The sequence below is a fragment of the Caballeronia sp. HLA56 genome (assembly GCF_054655155.1).
In genome coordinates, this window is record NZ_BAAHOB010000005.1 from 72,274 (window position 1) to 93,957 (window position 21,684).

The window sequence follows — 21,684 nt, forward strand, 5'->3', positions numbered from 1 at the left end:
CGAGCTTCGCGTTTTTGCATGATCGGCAGGAACGAACGAAGGTTCTTGCCGTTGTTGTGGGATCAGCGCATTTTCGTTGATCCCGATTTTCACTGCCTGGTCGCGGGCAGATATAGGAGTTTCAAATGAAAGTCGTCGCTTTCGAGCGTAGCAAGCAAGGTACGGGTGCGAGCCGCCGCCTGCGCAATTCGGGCAAGACCCCGGCTATTGTGTACGGTGCGGACAAGGACGTTCAACTGGTCGAACTGGACCACAACGCCCTGTGGCACGCGCTGAAGAAGGAAGTGTTCCATTCGTCGATTTTGGAACTGGAAGTCGCTGGCGGTTCGCAACAAGTTCTGCTGCGCGACGTGCAATATCACCCGTTCAAGCAACTGGTGCTGCACGTGGATTTCCAGCGTGTCGACGCGAACAAGAAGCTGCACACCAAGGTGCCGCTGCACTTCATGAATCAAGAAACCAACCCGGCCGTGAAGCTCGCGGGCGCGGTGATCTCGCACGTCGTGACGGAACTGGAAGTGGAATGCCTGCCGGCAGACCTGCCCGAGTTCCTGGAAATCGATCTGGCGACCATCGAAGCCGGCCAAACGATGCACGCAAAGGACATCCCGCTGCCGAAGGGCGTGAGCCTGACGATCGCGATCGAAGCGGAAAACCCGGTGGTTGCATCGGCGACCATTCCGGCTGCTGTCGTGTCGGATTCGACGGACGAAGCCACGGGTGAAACGCCGGCTGCTGAGTAAAACGCATCAGCTAGCGAAGTTCGCTATCCTCTCGATCCGTTCGCAAGGACGGTCGACGTGACCCGCCGGCGCGCAAGCCTCGGCGGGTTTTTTTTCGCATCAACATTAAACGATACGAGCAGGCTTCCTAGCCTGCGATGATTCGACATGATCAAGCTGATCGTTGGCCTGGGAAATCCGGGCGCCGAATACACCGCGACGCGCCATAACGCGGGCTTCTGGCTAGTCGACCAATTGGCGCGCGACGCCGGCGCGAGTCTGCACGACGAGCGCCGCTTTCACGGTCACTATGGCCGCGGACGTCTGAACGGGCATGAAATCCATTTGCTGGAACCGCAGACGTTCATGAACCGCTCGGGACAATCGGTGGTTGCGGTCGCGCAGTTCTTCAAGATTCTTCCCGATGAGATTCTCGTCGCACACGACGAACTCGATCTTCCGCCCGGCACCGTCAAGATGAAGCTCGGCGGCGGCAGCGGAGGCCACAACGGGCTCAAGGATATTTCCGCACATCTGTCGTCGCAGCAATATTGGCGGCTGCGCATTGGCATCGGGCATCCGCGTGATCTGATTCCCGAAGGCGCGCGTGCGGGCGCGAAGCCGGACGTCGCCAATTTCGTGCTGAAGCCGCCGCGCCGCGAAGAGCAGGACGTGATCGATCAGTCGATCGAGCGCGCGCTCGCCGTCATGCCCTTCGTCGTCGCGGGCGAAAACGAACGCGCGATGATGAACCTGCATCGCAATCCCTGACTTCCACTGGAGCAGACCGTGAGCCGTTTCTGGAGCGATATCGTCCATCGACTGACGCCTTATGTGCCGGGCGAACAGCCCGCGCTGGCACATCCCATCAAGCTCAACACCAACGAGAATCCGTATCCGCCGTCGCCGCGTGTGGTCGAGGCGATTACGCGCGAACTCGGCAAGGATGGCGCGTCGCTGCGCAAGTACCCGGATCCGACCGCGCGCGCGTTGCGTGAGGCGGTGGCGAAGCATCACGGTTTGCGCGTGGAGCAGGTGTTCGCGGGGAACGGTTCGGACGAAGTGCTCGCGCACGCGTTTCAGGCGCTCTTGAAACACGAAAAGCCGATTCGTTTTCCCGACATCACGTACAGCTTCTATCCGGTTTATGCCCAGTTGTACGGTGTGGAATACGAGGCGATCCCGCTGAACGCGGATTTCGGTATCGATACCGACGATTACCGCGCGCCAGGCGGCGGCGTGCTGTTGCCGAATCCGAATGCGCCGACGGGCCGCGCCCTGCCGCTCTCCGAAATCGAGGTGCTGCTGAAGGCGAATCCGGATGCGCCAGTCATCATCGACGAAGCGTACGTGGATTTCGGCGCGGAATCGGCCGTGAATCTGGTCGATGCTTATCCCAATCTGCTGGTCGTGCACACGACTTCGAAGGCGCGTTCGCTTGCGGGCATGCGCGTGGGTTTCGCATTCGGCGATGCAAGCCTGATCGAAGCGCTAACGCGCGTGAAGGACAGCTTCAACTCGTATCCGCTCGACCGGCTCGCGCAAGTAGCGGCGCTCGCTTCGTATGAAGACCGCGCGTGGTTCGAGGAGAGTTGCGGCAAAGTCGTCGCGAGTCGCGACAAGTTGACAGCGCAATTGAGCGCGCTGGGATTTGAAGTGGTGCCGTCGGCGGCGAATTTCGTCTTCGCGAAACACCCCGCGCACGACGCGCTCGCGCTCGCCACCGCGCTTCGAACGAAGGAAATCTTCGTGCGGCATTTCAAGCTGCCGCGCATCGACCAGCATTTGCGGATAACGGTCGGCACGCCAGACGAATGCGATGCGCTCGTCGCTGCACTGACCGAACTCGCCAGCGCGTAAGAACAGAGATAAGGCGGTTACTCGCCTTTCGCCGCCATCAACGCGCGGTATTTGTCCATCAACTGCTCCGGCGACTCGACGTGCGCCGGGTCGCGCGGAATGCATTCGACGGGGCACACCTGTTGACACTGCGGCTCATCGAAGTGGCCGACGCATTCCGTGCACTTGTTCGGATCGATCACGTAGATCTCCGTACCCATCGAAATGGCGTCGTTCGGGCACTCGGGCTCGCACACGTCGCAGTTGATGCACTCGTCGGTAATGATCAAAGACATGATGCTTCACTCTCTTGCGCCGGCGATGTTCCGGCATGGAGTCCGCGCATCGCGCGAGCGCTGATACGCGGACCCGGCGCTCAAGGCGCCGAAGGATCTTTCTGGGCGGCCACGCCGACCTTGTCGGTCAGCCGCTTCTCCACCGATGGAAACACGAACTTGCTCACATCGCCGCCAAGCTGGGCGATCTCGCGCACGATGGTGCCCGAAATGAACTGGTACTGGTCCGACGGCGTCATGAACATGGTTTCGACGTCGGGCAAAAGATAGCGATTCATGCCGGCCATCTGAAACTCGTACTCGAAATCCGATACGGCGCGCAGGCCCCTCACGATCACCCGCGCGTTGTTCTTGCGCACGAAATCTTTTAGTAGCCCGGTGAAACTGCTTACCTGGACGTTCGGATAATGCCCGAGCACGTCGTGGGCGATATCCAGCCGTTCCTGCAGCGAAAAAAACGGCTTTTTCGCGCGACTGTCGGCCACGCCGACTACCAGCGTATCGAAAATGCTCGATGCGCGCCGGACGATGTCTTCATGCCCGCGCGTCAGCGGGTCGAACGTTCCCGGGTACACGGCGACAACCATGAGCTTTCTCCTCTTTTATTTACCTTGGACCGCGTGACAGCGATGGCCCATTTTCCCCGCCCCCGTCCGAACGCGCCGGGCGCGTCAGATCGGGGAACGCGCATTATTCATCATTTTGGCGGCGCAGCAAATGATAGCGAACCATGCCCGCTTTCCCTTCGCGCGTGATTTCCCAGCCCGCCAGAGCGTCGATGCTCGCCGGTTCCAGCGGATCGCCGCATTCGACGTAGAGCGCGCCATCCGCGGCGACGAGCGGCGCGGCGATCTCAAGCGCGCGCAAGAGCAAAGCCTGATCGCCGAAAGGAGGATCGAGGAACACGACATCGAACGAGCCTGGCGCGAGACTGCGGGCGAGACGCAGCGCGTCGGCTTCGGCGATCTCGATGTTGCGCGCATCCAGCCGCGCCTGATTCGCTTTGAGTTGCGCGACCGCGCGGCCGCTACGCTCGACCATGAGCACGCGTGCCGCGCCGCGCGACGCGGCTTCGAAACCGAGCGCGCCGCTGCCGGCGAACAGGTCGAGACAGCGCTGGCCATCCAGGTCCTGGCCGAGCCAGTTGAAGAGCGTTTCGCGGACACGGTCGGGCGTGGGTCTCAGACCGTCGAGATCGAGGACGGGCAGCGGCGTGCGCTTCCAGTTCCCGCCGATGATGCGAATGGTGTGCGGCTTGCCGCTGCGCGACGACGCGCGGCTCGAAGAGGCCGAGGAACGGGCCGGAATATGCGGACGAGTGTCGGACGAACGGGACATAAAAGAGATTGAGTGAGACTGGCGCGCGGCCCGGCCGATGGGCGTTTTGACTGTTCCCGGCGACTGGCGTGGGCCGTGAGCGCCCACGTTACCACAGCGCGGCGTCGTGCCGGGAGGCGCACAGGCGCGTCGGGCCGCGCCTGATAAAATACGCGGCTTACACATCTCAGCGCGAGCCGCGCACACGCGAGCGCATCGGCGCGCAGACGCGAACCGGCAAGCACGCGCGCTCTCCTCACATACCATGTTCAGCTTCTTCAAACGATTCAAAAAGCCGGCTGACGAGCCGCTCGACACGCCGGAAGAGGACAACCTCGAAGCGGACGACGACGGTTCCTCGGTTGCATTAGAGGACGAGGCGTCGGGCGAGCATGTTCATGGTGAAGACGCGGCGGCCTCGAACACGCAAGCTATTCGCGGCGACGCGGCGGCGTCTGACGAACATGTTCATGGCGGCAACGCGAAGCCGCATCAGGCTGAAGCTGCAAACACATCATCACATCGAGCACCGGCGCCTTCGGCCGCAGAGCCTACGCAATACTGGCAAGGCCGCACCGAATCTCAATGGCTGCGCGCGCCCGAGACCGATCAGGCGAGCGAGGAAATCATGCCGCCGCCTGAGCCCGATCCGGCCGCGCGCAAGTCCTGGCTCGCGCGTCTGCGCAATGGGTTATCGAAGACGAGCACGAGCCTCACGGGAATCTTCGTCGGCGCGAAGATCGACGAAGATCTCTACGAGGAGCTCGAAACCGCGCTTCTGATGTCCGACGCGGGCGTCGATGCCACCGAATATCTGCTTGAATCCTTGCGCGAAAAAGTGCGCGCCGAGCGTTTGACGGACGCCACGCAAGTGAAGGCCGCACTCCGCGTGCTCTTGATCGACTTGCTGCGTCCGCTCGAAAAGTCGCTGATGCTTGGCCGCGCCCAACCGCTCGTGATGATGATCGCGGGTGTAAACGGCGTCGGCAAGACGACGAGCATCGGCAAGCTGGCGAAGCATCTGCAGCATTTCAATCAGTCGGTGCTGCTCGCCGCCGGGGACACGTTCCGCGCCGCCGCGCGCGAACAACTCACGGTCTGGGGCGAGCGCAACAACGTGATGGTGATCGCGCAGGAAAGCGGCGACGCGGCCGCCGTCATCTTCGACGCCGTGGGCGCTGCCCGCGCGCGCAAGATAGACGTGATGATGGCCGACACCGCCGGCCGCCTGCCGACGCAGTTGCATTTGATGGAAGAACTGCGCAAGGTGCGCCGCGTGATCGCCAAGGCGATGCCCGACGCGCCCCACGAAGTGCTGCTCGTGATCGATGCCAACACGGGACAGAACGCCCTCGCGCAAGTGAAGGCTTTCGACGACGCGCTCGGCTTGACGGGTCTTATCGTGACCAAGCTGGACGGCACGGCGAAAGGCGGCATTCTCGCGGCTATCGCGCGTCAGCGGCCGATTCCGGTGTATTTCATCGGCGTTGGAGAAAAGGTCGAGGATTTGCAGCCGTTCAGCGCGGAAGAGTTCGCGGACGCGTTGTTGGGGTGAGGTGGGGCGCTGATGAGATTCGATTAGATCGGCGTTAATCTTATCAATCTTATCAGGCCGATGATAAGATTAAGCTATTCTTATCATCGGCGCCGTTATGATCGACCAATCGCTTCTTCTAGCCATCGTCCAGTGCGTAGCGCAACGCATCGAGGCGGGTGATCCCGGTGTTTCTGCTGGCGTCATCGAGGCAAGCATCGGGCCGTGGTCCAGACCGACAGTCAACCGCGCTCTGGCCCGGCTGGTCGCGCAAGGCTCACTGGAGCGACAAGGCGCGGGAAGGTCGACCATCTATCGAACGACCAATTCTTCGTCGTTGGTCGGGGTGCAAGAGGAGCTCCGCGGGCCTGCCGGTACACGCTATCGTGCGTTGGATGACGAAGCGCGGAAACTGATTGCCGCGCTGTCGGCTCCGCTGGGAATGCGACAACCTGTCTCTTATCAACGCTCATTTGTCGATGCTTATCGGCCGAATTTCGGCGGTCTACTGCCCGCCGCTCTAGCCGAAGATCTGTATTCAAAAGGCAAGTCGCAGGATCAACAGCCTGCCGGAACATATGCGCGAAAAGTTTTGGAACAACTGCTCATCGACTTGTCATGGTCGTCATCGCGACTCGAAGGCAATCAGAAGACCCTGCTAGATACGCGAGAACTGTTCGAAAGGGGACGAACGGAAACCGATGACCGCGACGCGACCATGCTTTTGAATCACAAGGAAGCGATCGAATTCATGGTCGATGCGGTTCCCACCGAAGGCATGACGGTGCCTGTCGTTCGAAATTTGCAGAGTCTGCTCATGCGCGATCTTTTGCCGGATGCAGCCGATCTCGGTGCTATCCGAAGCAAGATCGTTAGCATTCATGGGTCAGTGTACATGCCGAGTCAGGTGCCGAAGCTGCTCGGAGAGATGCTTTCGCAAATCATCGATAAAGCGACTCGAATCCATAATCCTGTGGAAGCAGCGTTTTTCGTTTGGGTGAATCTCGCGTATCTGCAGCCTTTCGTCGACGGGAACAAGCGCACTAGTCGCCTGAGCGCAAATATGCCGCTCATGTTGTCGAATTGCGCACCCTTGTCCTTCCTCGACGTCGAGCAAAGCGATTACGCGCTGGCGATGATAGGCGTCTACGAGCGACTCGACGTCACTTTGGCAATCGATTTGTTCGAGTGGACCTACCGCCGCTCGATCGATAAATATCAGGTCATCGTCGAGTCCATGGGCGGCCCAGACCCGTTGAGAGCCCGCTATCGTGAGCAGCTTGGTGAAGCGATTCGACAGATCGTGTTTTTCGGTTCTACCTTGAATCAGGCAGTCGAAGGCGCAGGCTTATCCGAAACCGATATGGCCGCTTTCAACGGAATGCTCAGGACAGAACTCGAGCACCTCGAAGCGTTCAACTGTGCAAGATATCGTCTCCCGATGATCAAGACACAGGAATGGATAGACAAAGGACGCCGCTTCTAGCGTCGGCTTGCTTCATGGCGCGCTGGACTCTTCACCGCGCCACCACCAACGTCCCTGCAATCCACCACATCACGCAGCCGACGATCACATCCAGCACGCGCCACGACACGTCCTTCTCGAACCACGGTTTTAGCAACCGCGCGCCATACCCTAGCGCCGTGAACCAGACGACCGACGAACACATCGCGCCCGCCGCGAACCACGCGTTTCCCGGCCACGCATAGCGCGCGCCGATTCCGCCCAGCAGCACCACGGTATCCAGATAAACATGCGGATTGAGCAGCGACAACGCAAAAACCGTTGCCGCCGCGCCAGCCGCCGTCTGCGAATCGCGCTCCGAGGCATTCAAATGTCCCGGCCCGCGCCACGCCGCGAGAAACGCCCGCACGCCGTAGAGAAAGACGAAAGCCGCGCCCGCCCAGCGGATCACGTCGAGTAGAACCGGTGCACGCTGGATCAGCGCGCCCATTCCGCCAATGCCAAGCCCGATCAACATGACGTCGATAGCCGCGCAGATCGCCACGACAATTCCCACGTGCTGGCGTTTCAGACCCTGCCGCAACACGAACGCGTTCTGCGCGCCGATCGCGACGATCAGACTCGCGCCCAAACCCGCGCCCGACAGATAACTCGACAGCGCACCCGCCGGAATCACTGCCGTCATTCGGCGTCCGGTTGCTGGCCAGGCGCGGCACGCGCGAAGGCGTCGATCTGGCCGGCATGATCGGCAATGCGCGCAATCGTCGGATACGCATTCAGATCGATACCGAAGCGTCGCGCATTGAACACCTGCGGCACGATGCACAAATCGGCGACGGTCGGGGTATCGCCGAAAGTGAGCGCGCCGACGCGCTCGTCGCGCGCCAGCCGCTTCTCAAGCGATTCGAACCCCGCCTCCACCCAGTGCCGGTACCAGGCGTCCTTCACGTCATCAGGCGTCTTCACCTCGTGCTTGAGGTATTTGAGCACGCGCAGATTGTCGAGCGGATGAATCTCGCACGCGACCTGCAGCGCGACCGAACGCACGAACGCGCGATCCACCGGGCGCTCGGGCAACAGCGGCGGCTGCGGATGCGTCTCCTCCAGATACTCGATGATCGCGAGCGACTGCGTGAGCACGTCAGCGCCATCGACGAGCGTCGGCACGATGCCGTCCGGATTGAGCGCGCGGTATTCGGGCTTCAGTTGCTGACCGCCTTCGCGCAGCAGATGAACGCCCTCGTACTCGTAGCCGAGCCCCTTCAGATTCAACGCGATACGCACCCGATAAGCCGCCGAGCTGCGAAAGTAGCTATAGAGCTTCACGGGCGAGCCTCAAACCACGCGCACGGAGAAATCGCCGATACCTTCCACGCCGCCCTTGAGCAGATCGCCCTTCACCACCGCGCCGACGCCTTCGGGCGTGCCGGTGAAAATGAGATCGCCAGGGAAGAGTTCGAAAAGCGTGGAAAGGTAAGCCACGGTCTCGCCGACCGACCAGATCAGCTGCGAGATGTCGGAGCGCTGCTTTTCCTCGCCGTTGACGGTCAGCCAGATCGCGCTTTTTTCCAGATGCCCGACTTTCGATACCGGATGAATCGGACCGATGGGCGCGGAGCGGTCGAAACCCTTCGCGGTATCCCACGGGCGCCCCATTTTCTTCGCTTCGGCTTGCAAGTCGCGACGCGTCATGTCGAGGCCGAGCGCGTAACCGTAGACGTAATCGAGCGCCTCGTCGGCGGGAATGTCCTTGCCCTGCTTGCCGATAGCGGCGACGAGTTCCATCTCGAAGTGCAGGTTTTTCGTCTGCGACGGATACGGAAACTCGCCCGTGGCTCCCGGCGCGACATACAGCACGGCATCGGCAGGCTTGCTGAAGAAGAACGGCGGTTCGCGGTCGGGATCGTGGCCCATTTCACGCGCGTGCGCTTCGTAATTGCGGCCGACGCAGTAAATGCGGCGCACCGGGAATTGCTCGCTCGAACCGTCGACTGGCACCGCCGCTGCGGGCGCCGGAGGAAACACGTAACTCATTCCGCTCTCCTTTTGCTGTTTTCTGGGTTGCCGCCTCGTTCGGTGCGAACACGCGGCGAGAGAGCGAGTGTAACGCGCGAGGCCGAATCGTGGCGGCGCTTGCCTGGCGGGCTTTCGCGGGCATTCGCGTGCTTTCGCCGAGCCGACAGCGGGCTTACCGGCGCGAACGGATTCGGCGTTGGCAACTTGCCAGCATCGCTTAAATGCGATACTGAAGGTCTATCCCGCTCCTTCGAACTCGCGTGCCGCATCGCTCACGAACTTGAACATCGAGCCTGCGGCCCGCGCAAGCCGCCAATGACAGAGACAGAAACCCCCGCCAACCACTTTGCCTGCGCACGCTACATCAAGGAAATCGGCCGCGGGCCGAACGGCGCGCGCGCATTGTCCCGCGACGACACCTACGCGCTCTACGAAGCCATGCTCGACGGCCGCGTGTCCGATATCGAACTCGGCGCCGTGCTGCTCGCTTATCGCGTGAAGGGCGAGACATCAGCCGAACTCGCCGCGATGCTTGCCGCCGCGCATCGCTCGTTCGAGCCGCTGCACGTGCAGGAAGGCCGCGAGCATGCGCGGCCCGTGTCGATTCCAAGCTACAACGGCGCGCGCAAGCAGCCCAATCTCACGCCGCTCCTGTCGCTTTTGCTCGCGCGCGAAGGCGTGCCGGTGCTGGTGCACGGTGTCGTCGACGATCCCGGCCGCGTGACGAGCGCCGCGATTTTCGGCGAACTCGGCATTCCGCACGCGGCTTCCCGCGACGAAATCGAGGATAGTCTCGCGTCCCGCCGGCTCGCGTTCGCGCCGATCGCCTCGCTCGCGCCGAAGCTCGCGCGCCTTTTGAAACTGCGCCGCGTGATGGGCGTGCGCAATTCGACGCATACGCTCGTGAAGATTCTTCAGCCGTTCGCCGATCCGGGCTTGCGGCTCGTGAACTACACGCATCCGGAATATCGCGAAAGCCTGACCGGGCTTTTCACCGAGCATCCGGACGCCGCTGCCGGTGGTGCGCTGCTCGCGCGCGGCACGGAAGGCGAAGCGGTGGCAGACACGCGCCGGCAAGTCCAGGTCGACTGGTTCCACGACGGCCACGCGGAAACGCTGATTTCGCCCGAACATTCGCAACCGGATGCGCCGCCCATCGATTTGCCCGAGTCGCTCGATGCCGCGATCACCGCGCGCTGGATCGAAAGCGTGATGCGCGGCGACGTGCCCGTGCCGCCCGCCATCGCGCGTCAGGTGGAAGTCATCGCCGGGATCGTTCGAAAGCCGGTCTGAGTGCCCCGGATTCGGCTTGTGCCGATTGCAAAAAGATTCAGCACGTATTTGACACGATCTTAAGCAGTGGTTTAGAGTGCAAATATGCGTCTCACCCAGTCTTCCTCCCTCCGAATTATTTCGGGCCGCCTAGCGCGGCCCCTATCGCTACGTCTAGCGTAAATCGCCAGGCGTAGCGCCTCGCGTCGTCAAGGCGCGCGGTCCTGCCAGTAGTTCTCGTAGTTCCTTCCTTACCACTTGTAGTCGTCAGCTTTTCGGCTCGCTCATCCTGCGAACTGAAAACGCGAGGGTCAAATGCACGCTGCTTCGCGCACGTTCACGTTGGTCGCAGGCGTCACCATCGCCGGGACGCAACGTGTACGCTCGCCAGGCGCTGTCTCACGTGCATCGCGCCATTGCCGGCCAGCCGCCGGTGAAGGCATCTCTTGCAGACGCTACGCAAACTGTCCGAAGAGAGATCGACGATCATGATGCCGAACCCCGCCGAGAAATACCGCCCGTTTCCGCAAGTCCGCCTGAATGGCCGCCGCTGGCCGAACCGCACGATCGAAAAAGCGCCCATCTGGATGAGCACCGATCTGCGCGACGGCAACCAGTCGCTCATCGAGCCGATGAGCATCGCCGCAAAGCTCGAATTCTTCGAGATGCTGGTGGCAACGGGCTTCAAGGAAATCGAGGTGGGGTTTCCGTCGGCATCGCAGACGGATTTCGATTTCGTGCGCAAGCTGATCGACGAAAAGCGCATCCCGGACGACGTGACGATCGAAGTGCTGGTGCAATCGCGCCGCGAATTGATCGAGCGCACGTTCGAGGCAGCGGAAGGCGCGAGCAAGGTGATCGTGCACTTGTACAACGCGATCGCGCCGTCGTTCCGGCGCATCGTGTTCAATCAGTCGCAGGAAGAAGTGAAGGCGCTGGCGGTGGAAGGCACGCGCATCATCAAGGAATGCGCCGATGCACGGCCGCAGACGCGCTGGACCTACCAGTACTCGCCCGAGACCTTCAGCATGACGGAGTTGCCGTTCGCGCGTGAAGTCTGCGACGCCGTCGCGCAAATGTGGCGTCCGACGCCCGATCACAAGATGATCGTCAATTTGCCGGCCACCGTGGAAGCCGCGACGCCGAACGTATTCGCCGATCAGGTCGAATGGATGGACCGCAATCTCGGTTATCGCGACAGCATCGTGCTTTCGGTGCATCCGCATAACGATCGCGGGACGGCGGTCGCGGCCGCGGAGCTCGCGGTGCTCGCGGGCGCGGAACGCGTCGAAGGTTGTCTTTTCGGCAACGGCGAGCGCACGGGCAACGTCGATCTCGTCACGCTTGCGCTCAATCTCTACACGCAGGGCGTCGATCCGGGCCTCGATTTCTCCGATATCGACTCGGTGCGTCGCGTCGTCGAGCGCTGCAATCAGTTGCCGGTGCATCCGCGTCATCCGTATGCGGGCGATCTTGTTTTCACGGCGTTTTCGGGCTCGCATCAGGACGCCATCCGCAAGGGTTTTGCGCAGCGTCAGCCGGGCACGGTCTGGGAAGTGCCGTATTTGCCGATCGATCCCGCCGATCTCGGTCGCAGCTACGACGCCGTGATCCGCGTGAACAGCCAGTCCGGCAAGGGTGGCGCGACTTATCTGCTCGAACGCGGGCTCGGCTTCACGCCGCCGCGCCGCGTGCAGATCGAGTTCAGCCACGCCGTGCAAAGACTTGCGGACATGTCGGGCGAGGAAGTCACCGGTGACGCAATCTGCACACTCTTCAAGCAAGAATATTTCGACGCGGGCGGCGTGGTCGCGCGCGTCGATGCGGCGACGCTCTCCGTGTTCGGGCGCAACGTCGCGGTGCCGCCGGCATCAGGCGCGACGAGCGGCGATGTCTACGCGCAAGCCGTGGCGGCGTGTTTCGATGTATCGGCAAACGTGAGCTGGTTCGAAACGGCGGTAACGGCGAGCGGCGACACAGCCGTCTTCGTAGGCTGCCGCGTCGGCGACGAGCCGTTGCGCTTTGGCGTCGCGGTGCACGCGAATCCGGCGTTGGCTGTCGTGGATGCGGTCGTCAGTGCGGTGAATCGGTCGAAACCCTTGGGCCGTCACGCAGAGCGGCAAGACGAAGCGGTCGAGGCTTGAGGCCTCGACGTCGCGCGCGGCGGCTACTCCAGCGCCACGCGCGTCGCCTGCAAGGCTAGCAGCAGCCATTGTCCGTCGGTCTGAACGTGAACCGCGGTGTAGGCAATGGGAAACAGCAGCGCGCCGTTTTTCGATTCCATCTCGATCAGCGCCCGTCCCGAGACGAGGCAGGTGTCCTTGCCGGCGACGATCACGTCCTGCGACTGGATCTCGATCTGCCGATAGCGGCGTCGACCAGCGGTGATCGCGTCGATGAACTGGCGCTTCGTCTCGCGCTTGCCGTTCGTGTGAACGTAGCTGACGTTCTCGGCCAGAAGCGCATCCAGAGCCGGGCCGTCGCTGTCGACCATCGCCCGGAAGCGGTCGCGCTCGAGGCCTCGAATGGCCTCCGTGGATTTTGCCGGCATCTGTCGGTTCCCCTTGTGTCGAGAAACCGATGCGCCGGCGCCCCGTCAGAAGTTGTATTGCAGATATAGCTGGCTGAAATTTATACCAGGATTCGGCTCTTTGATACTGGCGTTCGACAGATGCTGAAACCGGAAGCCCGCCTGATAGTTCTGCTTCTCGCCGAAGATCGCACCGACGCCGACCATATCCGCGAACTGGAACGCGGACGACACCGTGAAATCCGTCGTGATTCGCGTATGCGACAGAAGCCGCACGCCGACGCCCGCTTCAATGAACGGCCGGATATATCCCGAACTCTTCACGAAGCGCAGAACCGGCGTCACACCGAATTCCCAGATGTTCGGGTGCACGGCGTTGCTTTCCTGCGAGTGCCAGTAGGCAACGTGACCTTCGCCGAGCAAGGTGAAGTGAAAGCCGCCGATTTCCCACCAGGTCAGATTCGGGTCCCATACGAAGCCGAGATCCGCCTTTTTGATGTCGCGATCGGCCACGCCGCCCGCGATTTGCAAACCAAAGCGGTCGGCATGCGCTGCCGCCGACGTGACTCCTAGTAACAGGGCAATTGCGCCATGGGACAACAGATGACGCCAAGGGCCTTTATTTTTCTGCATGGACACCCCATCTGTGGGATTGACGAGTCGAGCCGCCAAGCGGGCTTCGCGCATTGTAGATTCATCGTCTCATAATTGCACGAATGATTGCCATTAGCCTATTTGCTTGAATATCCTGTCTTCCTTACGTCAAAGTAAGGTAACTAATTCTATCGCACGTGACGAATCGGTAAAAATGGTACGATTCGAATACAGTGCTCGGCTATGAATCCACAAAGTTGATAGCTTTGTGGGAACTCTCACATTCGTTTCCCCTCTAACACTTAGCACTCGTTGAAGCGGAGTGCTAATATCATGTCTGACTTGCCGCGCCTTTGCGGCAACAGGCATTTGTTGATAAGGAGCTTATGAGCGTGTCCAATGCGATGACCCTTCCGAATGTTCTTAGCTCGGCACCTGCCAAGGCAACTTCGGCAGGCGCGCTGACGTACGCACAATCGTCCATGTTGACCGGCCAGATCGGCAACATTGATTCATACATACAAGCGGTGAACCGCATTCCAATGCTTTCGCAAGCAGAGGAGCGTCAGTACGCCACCGAATTCCGCGAACAGGGCAACCTGAATGCGGCGCGGCAACTGGTGCTTTCGCACCTGCGCCTCGTCGTGTCCATCGCCCGGAATTACCTGGGTTATGGTCTGCCGCACGCGGACCTGATCCAAGAAGGCAATATCGGTCTGATGAAGGCCGTCAAGCGCTTCGATCCCGAACAAAACGTACGCCTCGTGTCGTACGCCATGCACTGGATCAAGGCGGAGATTCACGAGTACATCCTGCGCAACTGGCGCATGGTGAAGGTCGCGACGACCAAGGCGCAACGCAAGCTGTTCTTCAACCTGCGCAGCCACAAGACCGGCACTTCGGCGTTCACACCGGAGGAAATCGAAGGTCTGGCAAGCCAGTTGAACGTGAAGCGCGAGGAAGTCGCCGAGATGGAAACGCGTCTGTCGGGCGGAGATATCGCGCTCGAAGGCCAGGTCGAAGATGGCGAGGAGGCCTATGCGCCGATCGCCTATCTGGCTGACTCGCATAGCGAGCCGACGAATGTCATCGCCGCGCGTCAGTTCGACAAGTTGCAAAGCGACGGTCTGGCTTCCGCGCTTGAATCGCTGGATGCGCGTAGCCGCCGTATCGTCGAAGCGCGCTGGCTCGAAGTGCAGGACGACGGCTCGGGCGGCATGACGTTGCACGAACTGGCGGACGAATTCGGCGTATCGGCTGAGCGAATCCGTCAGATCGAAGCGAGCGCGATGAAGAAGATGCGTTCCGCGCTGGCCGAGTACGCGTGATATCGCGGTAGTTCGATGACCGTAGTTCGGTGCTGAAGTAAGTTCGAAGCCCGCTGTTCCGAAAGGACAGCGGGTTTTTGTTTTTAGGTGGAGGTGTGCCGTAACGGCAGCAGTGACTTAAAACGTCGCCCACTATAAAAACGGCGCCCGAAAGCGCCGTTCATCAAACCAGACCGAATCTCGCATCAAGCCGGCAACGGCGATGCCCCGCCGCCACTTCCCGGCACGCGCGTCGCGAGTTGTGCCGCGTAACGCTGCGCGGCCGCGCCCACGACAATGTGGAACGTATCCGCCGACACCCACGCGACATCCAGCGTCGACAGGCGCTGACGATCCACCGCCGAAGGATCGCGCACGACCACGCGCAGTCGCGTTTGCGCGACGGCATCGAGCGTGACGACATTGGTCGCGCCGCCGAACACCGCCAGCCAGCGCAGCGGATCGGGATCGAGCGGGCCGGCAGTCTGATCGAAGGCGCCAACGTTCGCGGAAGCCACCGAAGCAGCGGCCGGAGCGGACGAAGCCGGCGTCGCTCCGCGCGTCGACGAATGTTCGAGTTCACCGCGAATTTCATCGGCGATGATGTCCGCCTCCGGTCCGATGATCACCTGCACGTTCGTCGCGCCGCGCTTGAGCACGCCACGCGCGCCGATGCTCTTCAACTGCGCTTCCGACACCTTCTCCGTATCCGCCACCGACAAACGCAGACGCGTCGTGCAGGCATCGACGAGCGTCAGGTTCGACGCGCCGCCCAGCGCCGCAATGTACTTCGCGGCGCGCGTGTTCGCTGCACCCGGCAGCGGCGTGCCGTAGCCGCCTGCAACCGGCGTGGCGGACGTTTCGGCATCGGTCGTGGCCGGCTCGCGGCCCGGCGTCGCCATATTGAACTTGCGGATGAAGAAGCGGAACAGGCCGTAATAGATCACGCCGTAGACGAGCCCGAGCGGAATTGCCATCCAGCCGCGTTGCGACAGACCGTAGTTCAGCACGTAGTCGATCGCACCCGCCGAAAACGTGAAGCCCAGATGAATGCCGAGCGCCGAGCAGATCGCGAGCGACACGCCGGTAAGTACCGCATGGATCGCGTAAAGCACCGGAGCCAGAAACATGAAGCTGTATTCGATCGGCTCGGTCACGCCCGTCAGGAACGCGGTGAGCGCCATCGAAAACAGCAGGCCGCCGACGACCGCGCGGCGCTCTTTCGGCGCTTCGTGGAACATCGCCAGACACGCGGCCGGAAGGCCGAACATCATGATCGGGAAGAAGCCCGTCATGAAGCCGCCCGCGGTTTTATCGCCGGCAAAGAAGCGGTGCAGATCGCCATGAACGACCGCGCCACCATCCGGCGGCGTAAACGAGCCGAACACGAACCACGCGAGCGAGTTGATGATGTGATGCAGACCCGTCACCAGCAGAATGCGGTTCAGCACGCCGAAGACGAAAGTGCCGAGCGCGCCCGCCGTCGTGAGCCACGTTCCGGCCAGGTCGATAGCCGCCTGCACCGGCTGCCAGATGTAGCCGAATATGATGCCGAGCGCGAGACACGCGACCCCCGTGACGATGGGCACGAAACGCTTGCCGCCGAAGAACGCCAGATATTCCGGCAGCTTGATGTCCTTGTAGCGGTTATACAGATAGCCCGCGACCACGCCCGCGACGATCCCCGACAACACACCCATGTTGAGCTTGTCGTTGATGTCCTTCATCACGGCGATCTCGATGAGATAGCCGATGGCACCGGCAAGACCCGCCGTGCCGTTGTTGTCCTTCGCGAAACCGACCGCCACGCCGATGGCGAAAAGAAGCGGCAGGTTCGTGAAGATGGCGTCGCCCGCGTCGGCGATCATCTTGATGTTGAAGACATCGGGCTGGCCTAGACGCAATAGCAGGCCGGCTACCGGTAGTACGGCAATCGGCAGCATCAGGGCTCGGCCCAGGCGCTGCATCTTTGCAAACGGGTTAGCGTCCATCGGGGTTCTCCAAAAGATATAGGTCTTGTCTTTGCTGCTTGGGGATTACTGCGTTCGTCAGTCTTGCGGCCAGATTTCAAGGCTGGCCGCTCTTACTGCCTGCGCGGATTCGAGCGCGAGCACGTCTTCCGCGCGCTGCCGGCAAAGCTGGTAATCGAGATTACGCACGCGCGCCTTGATGCCCGGCACCGCCACCGGATCGACCGACAATTCCGTCACGCCGAGGCCGATCAGCAACGGCACCGCAAGCGGATCGCCACCGAGCGCACCGCACACGCCGACCCACTTGCCGTGCTTTTGCGCGCCTTGCACGGCCGTCTTGATGAGCCGCAGCACGGCCGGATGCAGGCCGTCGGACTGCGCGGCGAGATCGGGCTGGCAACGGTCCATCGCGAGCGTGTACTGCGTGAGGTCGTTGGTGCCGATGGACAGAAAATCCGCGTATTTCGCGAGCTGATCGGCAAGCAGCGCCGCTGACGGCACTTCGATCATCACGCCCACTTCGATCGGTTCCGTGCGGCCCGCTTCGCGCGCCAGTTCGTCGATCCGTACCCGCAGGCGTTGCAGTTCGCCGGAGTCGGTGACCATCGGCAGAAGAATGCGCACAGCGCCAAGCGGCTTCACGGCGAGCAGACCACGCAGTTGATCGTCGAGCAGATCCGGCCGCACTTGTGCGAGGCGAATGCCGCGCAGACCGAGCGCCGGATTTTCCTCGGGCGGCAGTGTCAGATAATCGACTTCTTTATCCGCGCCGACATCCAGCGTGCGAATGATCGCGGTGCGGCCCTGCAGCGCATCCACGATTCCCTGATAGCTCGACGCATGTTCGCCGGGCGTCGGCGCCGACTGACGATGAATGAACAGCAATTCGGTACGCAGGAGGCCGACCGCGTCCGCGCCATTTTCGACAGCGGCTTGCGCGTCTTCGAGCGTGGCGATGTTCGCGGCGATTTCGACGGCGTGGCCGTCGCGGGTCGTCGCGGCCTGTCCCGACATCTTGCGATTCGCCTCGCGCACGTTCAAAAGACGATCGCGTTCGTTGCGCGCGCGTTCGACATCGAGTTCGGTCGGCGCATGTTCGATACGTCCCGCCGACGCGTCCACGACCACTTGCGTGCCTTCGGGAATCGCGTGCAGTGCATCGCCGATGGCGACGAGCGCCGGAATGCCCACCTGTCGCGCGATGATCGCCGCATGCGACGTGGCGCCGCCGCGCGACATCACGAGCGCTGTCACGCGCGTGCGGTCGAGCGAAGACAAATCGGAAGGCGTGAATTCGACAGCCGCGAGCACGGCTTCAGCAGGCAATTCGCGCGCGGCGGTGTTCGTGTGGCCGAGCGCGCGCAGCACGCGTTTCTCGATATCGCGCAGATCGGCGGCGCGTTCGGCGAGCAGTTCGTCCTTCACGTTGTTCAAGAGCGCGATTTGCGCGCGGATCGCCTCGCGCCACGCGAAGCCCGCGCTCTTGCCGAGGCTGATGAGATCGCGCGCGGCATCGACGAGCGTCGGGTCTTCCAGCAACACGCGATGCACCGCGAAGATTCCCGCCTCGCCGACCGCGCCGCGTTGCGATGCGGTGCGTACGGTTTCGTCGAGTTCGGCATCGACTTGCGAGATGGCGCGATCGAGTGCACGGCTTTCCGCCGCCGACGATTGCGTGGCCGCTTCAGGCGGCACGATTTCCTTGTCGTCCCAGCGCACCAGTTCGCCGACCGCGATGCCCGGCGCCGCGCACACGCCCGCAAGCGTGTTCGGCGCGAGCGGTTGCGCGACCGCGCTCGCAGCAACAACCGGCGCGGGCGATTTCGCGCGTGCCGGTGACTCTTCGACTTCGCCCTGACCCGCGCGCAGCAACTCCGCCGCGACGGCTTCGACGGCTTCCTTCGCCTGCGCGCCGATACCCAGCAGCTCGACGGTCGCGCCTTCGCCCGCGCCGAGACCCAGCAACCCGACGACGCTTTCCACCGGCGCCTTGCGGCCTTGATAACGGATCTCGACCTTTGCATCGAAACCGCGTGCGGCTTCGCGCGCGCGCGCCGCCGGACGCGCATGCAAACCGCCCGCGTGACCGAGCGTCAACGTGCGGCGCGCTTCTTCCGTCACGTTCGCGCTCGAACGCGCGCTTTCGGCCCTGGCGCCGTCTTTCGCGCGCAGCACGAGCATGCGTGCGCCAGCCTTCAACATGCCGCGACCGGCACGCTCGATGACTTCGAAGGCATCGCCATTGGCGACGGCAATAACGGAGACGAGACTCGGCGCGTGCTGCGCGACGAAATCCGCATTGAACTCGATGAGCGGCTGACCCGCGCGCACGGTTGCGCCCTGCTCGATCATCGGCGCGAAGCCCTGGCCGCCCAATTCGACCGTATCGATGCCGATATGCACGAGAATTTCCGCCCCGTGCGGCGTGCGCAACGTGACCGCGTGATGCGTGCGCGCCAGATGCGTCACCGTCCCGTCGCAAGGCGCGACGAGCACGCCATCGAGCGGATCGATGCCGATGCCGTCGCCGAACATGCCTTCCGCGAACACGGGGTCCGGCACGTCGGCGAGCGGGACGACGGGGCCGGTGAACGGCGCGAGCAACACGACGTCGTTCGGGTTATCGATGGGATGATTCAACAGTGACTCCTCGGCGCGACGCATCGGCTTACTCGCTTAGTGGGTTTCGGTGACCTTGTTCAGGTGGCGCGGCGCGTCGGGATTGCGCCCGCGCGCGGCGGCCAGACCCGCGGCCATCACATAGAACGAAAGGATTGCGGCGATCGGATCGAGCGCCGGGTGATTAGTGGCGACGAGCGGCAATTCCGCGCCGGGCACGTCGGCAGGCGCCGCGAGCAGCACGCGTGCGCCGCGTGCGCGCATGTCGGCCGCCAGTTGAATCAAGCCTGCCTGCTCCGGCCCGCGCGGGGCGAACACGAGCAGCGGATAGTCCTTGTCGATGATCTCCATCGGACCATGACGCACTTCGGCGCTGGAGAACGCTTCCGCCTGAATGCCGGAGGTTTCCTTGAGCTTGAGCGCCGCTTCCTGCGCGATAGCGAGACCGAGACCACGGCCGATCACGATCATGCGATCGACGTTCGTGAGTTCGTTCACGGCACGCGTCCAGTCGAGCTTGCCCGCCGCGCGCAAGGCGTCCGGCAACGACTCGAGCGCGTCGAGCAGTTCGGTATCGCGTTGAACATGCGCGACGACGATGGCCGAGAGCGACAGCATGGCGATATAGCTCTTGGTTGCCGCCACCGACAATTCCGGCCCGGCGAAAAGCGGCAGGTACCACTCGCACGCCTTTTCCAGCGGGGAGTTCGCGACATTGACGGCAGCAACGGTGAACGCGCCCGCATCGCGCAACGCCTGCATCGTGCCGACGAGATCGGGGCTCTTGCCCGACTGCGAGAACGCGACCGCGAGCTGGCCCGACACGCGCAGCGGTGCTTGTTGAAGCGTCGCCACGGACATGGGCAGCGAAGCAACCGGCACGCCGATGCGGCTCATCGTCAGGCTTGCAAAATAGCTGGCGGCGTGGTCCGAACTGCCGCGCGCAACGGTGAGCGCGACATGGCGCGGCTGCTCGGCGAGCTTGACCGCGAGCGCTTCGATGCGCGAGGTATCGGCGAGCTGGGCCGCGACGACGTCGGCGGACTCCAGGGCCTCGTTAAGCATATTCGACAATTGATTCTCCTTCGACATACGTGGCGCTCAGCGCGAGTTCCCGGTCGAGCACGACGAGATCGGCCCATGCGCCACGCGCGATGCGGCCGCGATCTTCGAGTCCGAGGTAATCGGCGGGAAAGCGTGACAAACGGTTCGAGACGTCCGCGAGCGGAATGCCCAGCGAGACGAGATTGCGCAGCGCCTGATCCATGGTCAGCGTGCTGCCGGCGAGCGTGCCGTCCGCGAGACGCACGCCGCCCATGCACTTGGTGACGTGCTGGCTGCCAAGGCGGTATTCGCCGTCCGGCATGCCGGCCGCCGAGGTGCTGTCGGTAACGACGTAAAGGCGCGGAATTGCGCGCATCGCGGCGCGAATCGCACCCGGATGAACGTGCAGCAAATCTGGGATCAGTTCCGCGTACTCGGCGTGCGCGAGCGCGGCGCCGACCATGCCCGGATCGCGATGATGCAGCGGCGACATCGCGTTGAAGAGATGCGTGAAACCGCGCGCGCCGTGCTTGAGCGCATTGACGGCGTCATCGTAAGTGCCGAGCGAATGACCGAGCTGCACGCGCACGCCGCGCGAGGCGAGTTCGGAAATGATCTCTAGATGCCCGGAGATTTCCGGCGCGATGGTCACGACGCGAATGGGCGCGAGCGACAAATATTCGAGCACTTCATCGCGCACCGCGACGGCCGCGGCGTCCGGCTGCGCGCCGAGCTTGCCGGGATTGATATACGGCCCTTCGAGATGCACGCCGAGCACGCGCGCGCCGCTTGCGGCACGGCGCTTCGCCTGCTCGCCCAAGCCCGCGAGAACTTGCAGGAGTTCGTCGCGCGGCGCGGTCATCGTGGTGGCGAGCAGGCCCGTGGTGCCGTGTTGAGCGTGTTGCCGCGCGACGGTATCGGCTGCGTTGCCGCCTTCCATGATGTCGCGCCCGCCGCCGCCATGCACGTGCAGGTCGATGAAGCCGGGCAGGATATACGGCGCGTCGTTCGTGGAAGGATCGGCAATATGACCTTCCAGCGCCGTCACCCGACCGTTTTCGAAGCGAAGCGAACCGTTGATCCAGCCATCGGTCGTGAGTATGTTTCCTTTCAGCATGAAGTTCTCTGGAAGTGCGCTATGCATGATGAGGTTCAG

Annotated in this window: 20 protein-coding genes; 8 read left to right on the forward strand and 12 right to left on the reverse strand. The window is 62.6% G+C overall.

What is annotated here, in order from left to right; genetic code table 11:
* The first annotated feature begins 125 nt into the window (after positions 1 to 125).
* The 3 genes from ACYQ47_RS19750 to hisC all read left to right on the forward strand — a co-directional run bounded on the left by ACYQ47_RS19750 (position 126) and on the right by hisC (position 2,582).
* Positions 126 to 743: a 50S ribosomal protein L25/general stress protein Ctc gene (locus ACYQ47_RS19750; protein WP_244826910.1), complete on the forward strand. Its 618-nt coding sequence runs from the start codon at positions 126 to 128 to the stop codon at positions 741 to 743.
* Positions 744 to 890: 147 nt separating this feature from the next.
* Complete coding sequence (pth, locus tag ACYQ47_RS19755) at positions 891 to 1,493, forward strand: aminoacyl-tRNA hydrolase (protein WP_459906546.1); 603 nt, start codon at positions 891 to 893, stop codon at positions 1,491 to 1,493.
* A gap of 18 nt (positions 1,494 to 1,511) precedes the next feature.
* Positions 1,512 to 2,582, forward strand: coding sequence for a histidinol-phosphate transaminase (gene hisC / locus ACYQ47_RS19760; protein ID WP_459906547.1), 1,071 nt, complete (start codon positions 1,512 to 1,514; stop codon positions 2,580 to 2,582).
* A gap of 17 nt (positions 2,583 to 2,599) precedes the next feature.
* On the opposite strand, the gene ACYQ47_RS19765 is transcribed toward hisC, so the two are convergent.
* The 3 genes from ACYQ47_RS19765 to rsmD form a co-directional block, all read right to left on the reverse strand.
* Positions 2,600 to 2,857: a YfhL family 4Fe-4S dicluster ferredoxin gene (locus tag ACYQ47_RS19765; RefSeq protein WP_250462846.1), complete on the reverse strand. Its 258-nt coding sequence runs from the start codon at positions 2,855 to 2,857 to the stop codon at positions 2,600 to 2,602.
* A gap of 80 nt (positions 2,858 to 2,937) precedes the next feature.
* On the reverse strand, positions 2,938 to 3,444 hold the full coding sequence (gene coaD / locus ACYQ47_RS19770; RefSeq protein ID WP_244826906.1) for a pantetheine-phosphate adenylyltransferase: 507 nt from the start codon (positions 3,442 to 3,444) through the stop codon (positions 2,938 to 2,940).
* Between the two features lie 103 nt (positions 3,445 to 3,547).
* Entirely contained in the window at positions 3,548 to 4,195 is a 648-nt protein-coding gene (gene rsmD, locus ACYQ47_RS19775; RefSeq protein ID WP_459906548.1) for a 16S rRNA (guanine(966)-N(2))-methyltransferase RsmD, read from the reverse strand.
* 244 nt (positions 4,196 to 4,439) lie between these two features.
* Between rsmD and ftsY the strand changes: the two genes are divergently transcribed.
* Positions 4,440 to 5,729: a signal recognition particle-docking protein FtsY gene (ftsY, locus tag ACYQ47_RS19780; RefSeq protein ID WP_250525337.1), complete on the forward strand. Its 1,290-nt coding sequence runs from the start codon at positions 4,440 to 4,442 to the stop codon at positions 5,727 to 5,729.
* Positions 5,730 to 5,826: 97 nt separating this feature from the next.
* Positions 5,827 to 7,194 carry a Fic family protein gene (locus ACYQ47_RS19785; RefSeq protein ID WP_459906549.1) on the forward strand — a complete coding sequence of 456 codons (1,368 nt, stop codon included), beginning with the start codon at positions 5,827 to 5,829 and terminating at the stop codon, positions 7,192 to 7,194.
* 31 nt (positions 7,195 to 7,225) lie between these two features.
* Here ACYQ47_RS19785 and ACYQ47_RS19790 read toward each other — a convergent pair whose 3' ends face one another.
* From ACYQ47_RS19790 to ACYQ47_RS19800, 3 genes are read right to left on the reverse strand one after another with little or no spacing between them, the layout of a single operon-like run.
* Positions 7,226 to 7,858 (reverse strand): LysE/ArgO family amino acid transporter, encoded by a 633-nt coding sequence (locus tag ACYQ47_RS19790; RefSeq protein ID WP_244826902.1) that lies wholly within the window; start codon positions 7,856 to 7,858, stop codon positions 7,226 to 7,228.
* On the reverse strand, positions 7,855 to 8,499 hold the full coding sequence (gene maiA / locus ACYQ47_RS19795) for a maleylacetoacetate isomerase (protein WP_459906550.1): 645 nt from the start codon (positions 8,497 to 8,499) through the stop codon (positions 7,855 to 7,857). Before maiA ends, ACYQ47_RS19790 begins: the two co-directional genes overlap by 4 nt.
* 9 nt (positions 8,500 to 8,508) lie before the next feature.
* Positions 8,509 to 9,207, reverse strand: a complete 699-nt coding sequence (locus ACYQ47_RS19800) for a fumarylacetoacetate hydrolase family protein (RefSeq protein WP_250462832.1) — start codon at positions 9,205 to 9,207, stop codon at positions 8,509 to 8,511.
* Between the two features lie 297 nt (positions 9,208 to 9,504).
* Between ACYQ47_RS19800 and ybiB the strand changes: the two genes are divergently transcribed.
* Both ybiB and leuA read left to right on the forward strand, forming a co-directional pair.
* Entirely contained in the window at positions 9,505 to 10,482 is a 978-nt protein-coding gene (gene ybiB / locus ACYQ47_RS19805) for a DNA-binding protein YbiB (RefSeq protein ID WP_244826899.1), read from the forward strand.
* Between the two features lie 467 nt (positions 10,483 to 10,949).
* Positions 10,950 to 12,605 (forward strand): 2-isopropylmalate synthase, encoded by a 1,656-nt coding sequence (gene leuA / locus ACYQ47_RS19810; RefSeq protein ID WP_459906551.1) that lies wholly within the window; start codon positions 10,950 to 10,952, stop codon positions 12,603 to 12,605.
* A 23-nt stretch (positions 12,606 to 12,628) separates the two neighbouring features.
* Here the strand turns inward: leuA and ACYQ47_RS19815 are convergent, their stop codons facing one another.
* Positions 12,629 to 13,012, reverse strand: coding sequence for a nuclear transport factor 2 family protein (locus ACYQ47_RS19815; RefSeq protein WP_250491732.1), 384 nt, complete (start codon positions 13,010 to 13,012; stop codon positions 12,629 to 12,631).
* Between the two features lie 45 nt (positions 13,013 to 13,057).
* Entirely contained in the window at positions 13,058 to 13,624 is a 567-nt protein-coding gene (locus tag ACYQ47_RS19820) for an acyloxyacyl hydrolase (protein WP_284502949.1), read from the reverse strand.
* A 353-nt stretch (positions 13,625 to 13,977) separates the two neighbouring features.
* Between ACYQ47_RS19820 and rpoH the strand changes: the two genes are divergently transcribed.
* Positions 13,978 to 14,913, forward strand: a complete 936-nt coding sequence (gene rpoH / locus ACYQ47_RS19825) for an RNA polymerase sigma factor RpoH (RefSeq protein ID WP_244827955.1) — start codon at positions 13,978 to 13,980, stop codon at positions 14,911 to 14,913.
* Positions 14,914 to 15,098: 185 nt separating this feature from the next.
* Here rpoH and nagE read toward each other — a convergent pair whose 3' ends face one another.
* The 4 genes from nagE to nagA are packed head-to-tail and all read right to left on the reverse strand — an operon-like array spanning position 15,099 to position 21,645.
* Complete coding sequence (gene nagE, locus ACYQ47_RS19830; protein ID WP_250491731.1) at positions 15,099 to 16,883, reverse strand: N-acetylglucosamine-specific PTS transporter subunit IIBC; 1,785 nt, start codon at positions 16,881 to 16,883, stop codon at positions 15,099 to 15,101.
* Between the two features lie 57 nt (positions 16,884 to 16,940).
* On the reverse strand, positions 16,941 to 19,529 hold the full coding sequence (ptsP, locus tag ACYQ47_RS19835; RefSeq protein ID WP_459906552.1) for a phosphoenolpyruvate--protein phosphotransferase: 2,589 nt from the start codon (positions 19,527 to 19,529) through the stop codon (positions 16,941 to 16,943).
* A gap of 12 nt (positions 19,530 to 19,541) precedes the next feature.
* Positions 19,542 to 20,549: an SIS domain-containing protein gene (locus tag ACYQ47_RS19840; RefSeq protein ID WP_244827954.1), complete on the reverse strand. Its 1,008-nt coding sequence runs from the start codon at positions 20,547 to 20,549 to the stop codon at positions 19,542 to 19,544.
* The gene (gene nagA, locus ACYQ47_RS19845) at positions 20,542 to 21,645 is read right to left on the reverse strand and encodes an N-acetylglucosamine-6-phosphate deacetylase (protein ID WP_459906553.1); all 1,104 of its coding nucleotides are present in this window, start codon (positions 21,643 to 21,645) and stop codon (positions 20,542 to 20,544) included. Before nagA ends, ACYQ47_RS19840 begins: the two co-directional genes overlap by 8 nt.
* Positions 21,646 to 21,684: the final 39 nt, after the last annotated feature.

Bases quoted from the DNA above. Each gene is read 5' to 3' on its own strand.
- ACYQ47_RS19750 (WP_244826910.1), top strand. From the start codon at position 126: ATGAAAGTCGTCGCTTTCGAGCGTAGCAAGCAAGGTACGGGTGCGAGC.
- pth (WP_459906546.1), top strand. From the start codon at position 891: ATGATCAAGCTGATCGTTGGCCTGGGAAATCCGGGCGCCGAATACACC.
- ACYQ47_RS19765 (WP_250462846.1), bottom strand. From the start codon at position 2,857: ATGTCTTTGATCATTACCGACGAGTGCATCAACTGCGACGTGTGCGAG.
- coaD (WP_244826906.1), bottom strand. From the start codon at position 3,444: ATGGTTGTCGCCGTGTACCCGGGAACGTTCGACCCGCTGACGCGCGGG.
- rsmD (WP_459906548.1), bottom strand. From the start codon at position 4,195: ATGTCCCGTTCGTCCGACACTCGTCCGCATATTCCGGCCCGTTCCTCG.
- ftsY (WP_250525337.1), top strand. From the start codon at position 4,440: ATGTTCAGCTTCTTCAAACGATTCAAAAAGCCGGCTGACGAGCCGCTC.
- ACYQ47_RS19785 (WP_459906549.1), top strand. From the start codon at position 5,827: ATGATCGACCAATCGCTTCTTCTAGCCATCGTCCAGTGCGTAGCGCAA.
- ACYQ47_RS19790 (WP_244826902.1), bottom strand. From the start codon at position 7,858: ATGACGGCAGTGATTCCGGCGGGTGCGCTGTCGAGTTATCTGTCGGGC.
- ACYQ47_RS19800 (WP_250462832.1), bottom strand. From the start codon at position 9,207: ATGAGTTACGTGTTTCCTCCGGCGCCCGCAGCGGCGGTGCCAGTCGAC.
- ybiB (WP_244826899.1), top strand. From the start codon at position 9,505: ATGACAGAGACAGAAACCCCCGCCAACCACTTTGCCTGCGCACGCTAC.
- leuA (WP_459906551.1), top strand. From the start codon at position 10,950: ATGATGCCGAACCCCGCCGAGAAATACCGCCCGTTTCCGCAAGTCCGC.
- ACYQ47_RS19815 (WP_250491732.1), bottom strand. From the start codon at position 13,012: ATGCCGGCAAAATCCACGGAGGCCATTCGAGGCCTCGAGCGCGACCGC.
- ACYQ47_RS19820 (WP_284502949.1), bottom strand. From the start codon at position 13,624: ATGCAGAAAAATAAAGGCCCTTGGCGTCATCTGTTGTCCCATGGCGCA.
- nagE (WP_250491731.1), bottom strand. From the start codon at position 16,883: ATGGACGCTAACCCGTTTGCAAAGATGCAGCGCCTGGGCCGAGCCCTG.
- ptsP (WP_459906552.1), bottom strand. From the start codon at position 19,529: ATGCGTCGCGCCGAGGAGTCACTGTTGAATCATCCCATCGATAACCCG.
- ACYQ47_RS19840 (WP_244827954.1), bottom strand. From the start codon at position 20,549: ATGCTTAACGAGGCCCTGGAGTCCGCCGACGTCGTCGCGGCCCAGCTC.
- nagA (WP_459906553.1), bottom strand. From the start codon at position 21,645: ATGCTGAAAGGAAACATACTCACGACCGATGGCTGGATCAACGGTTCG.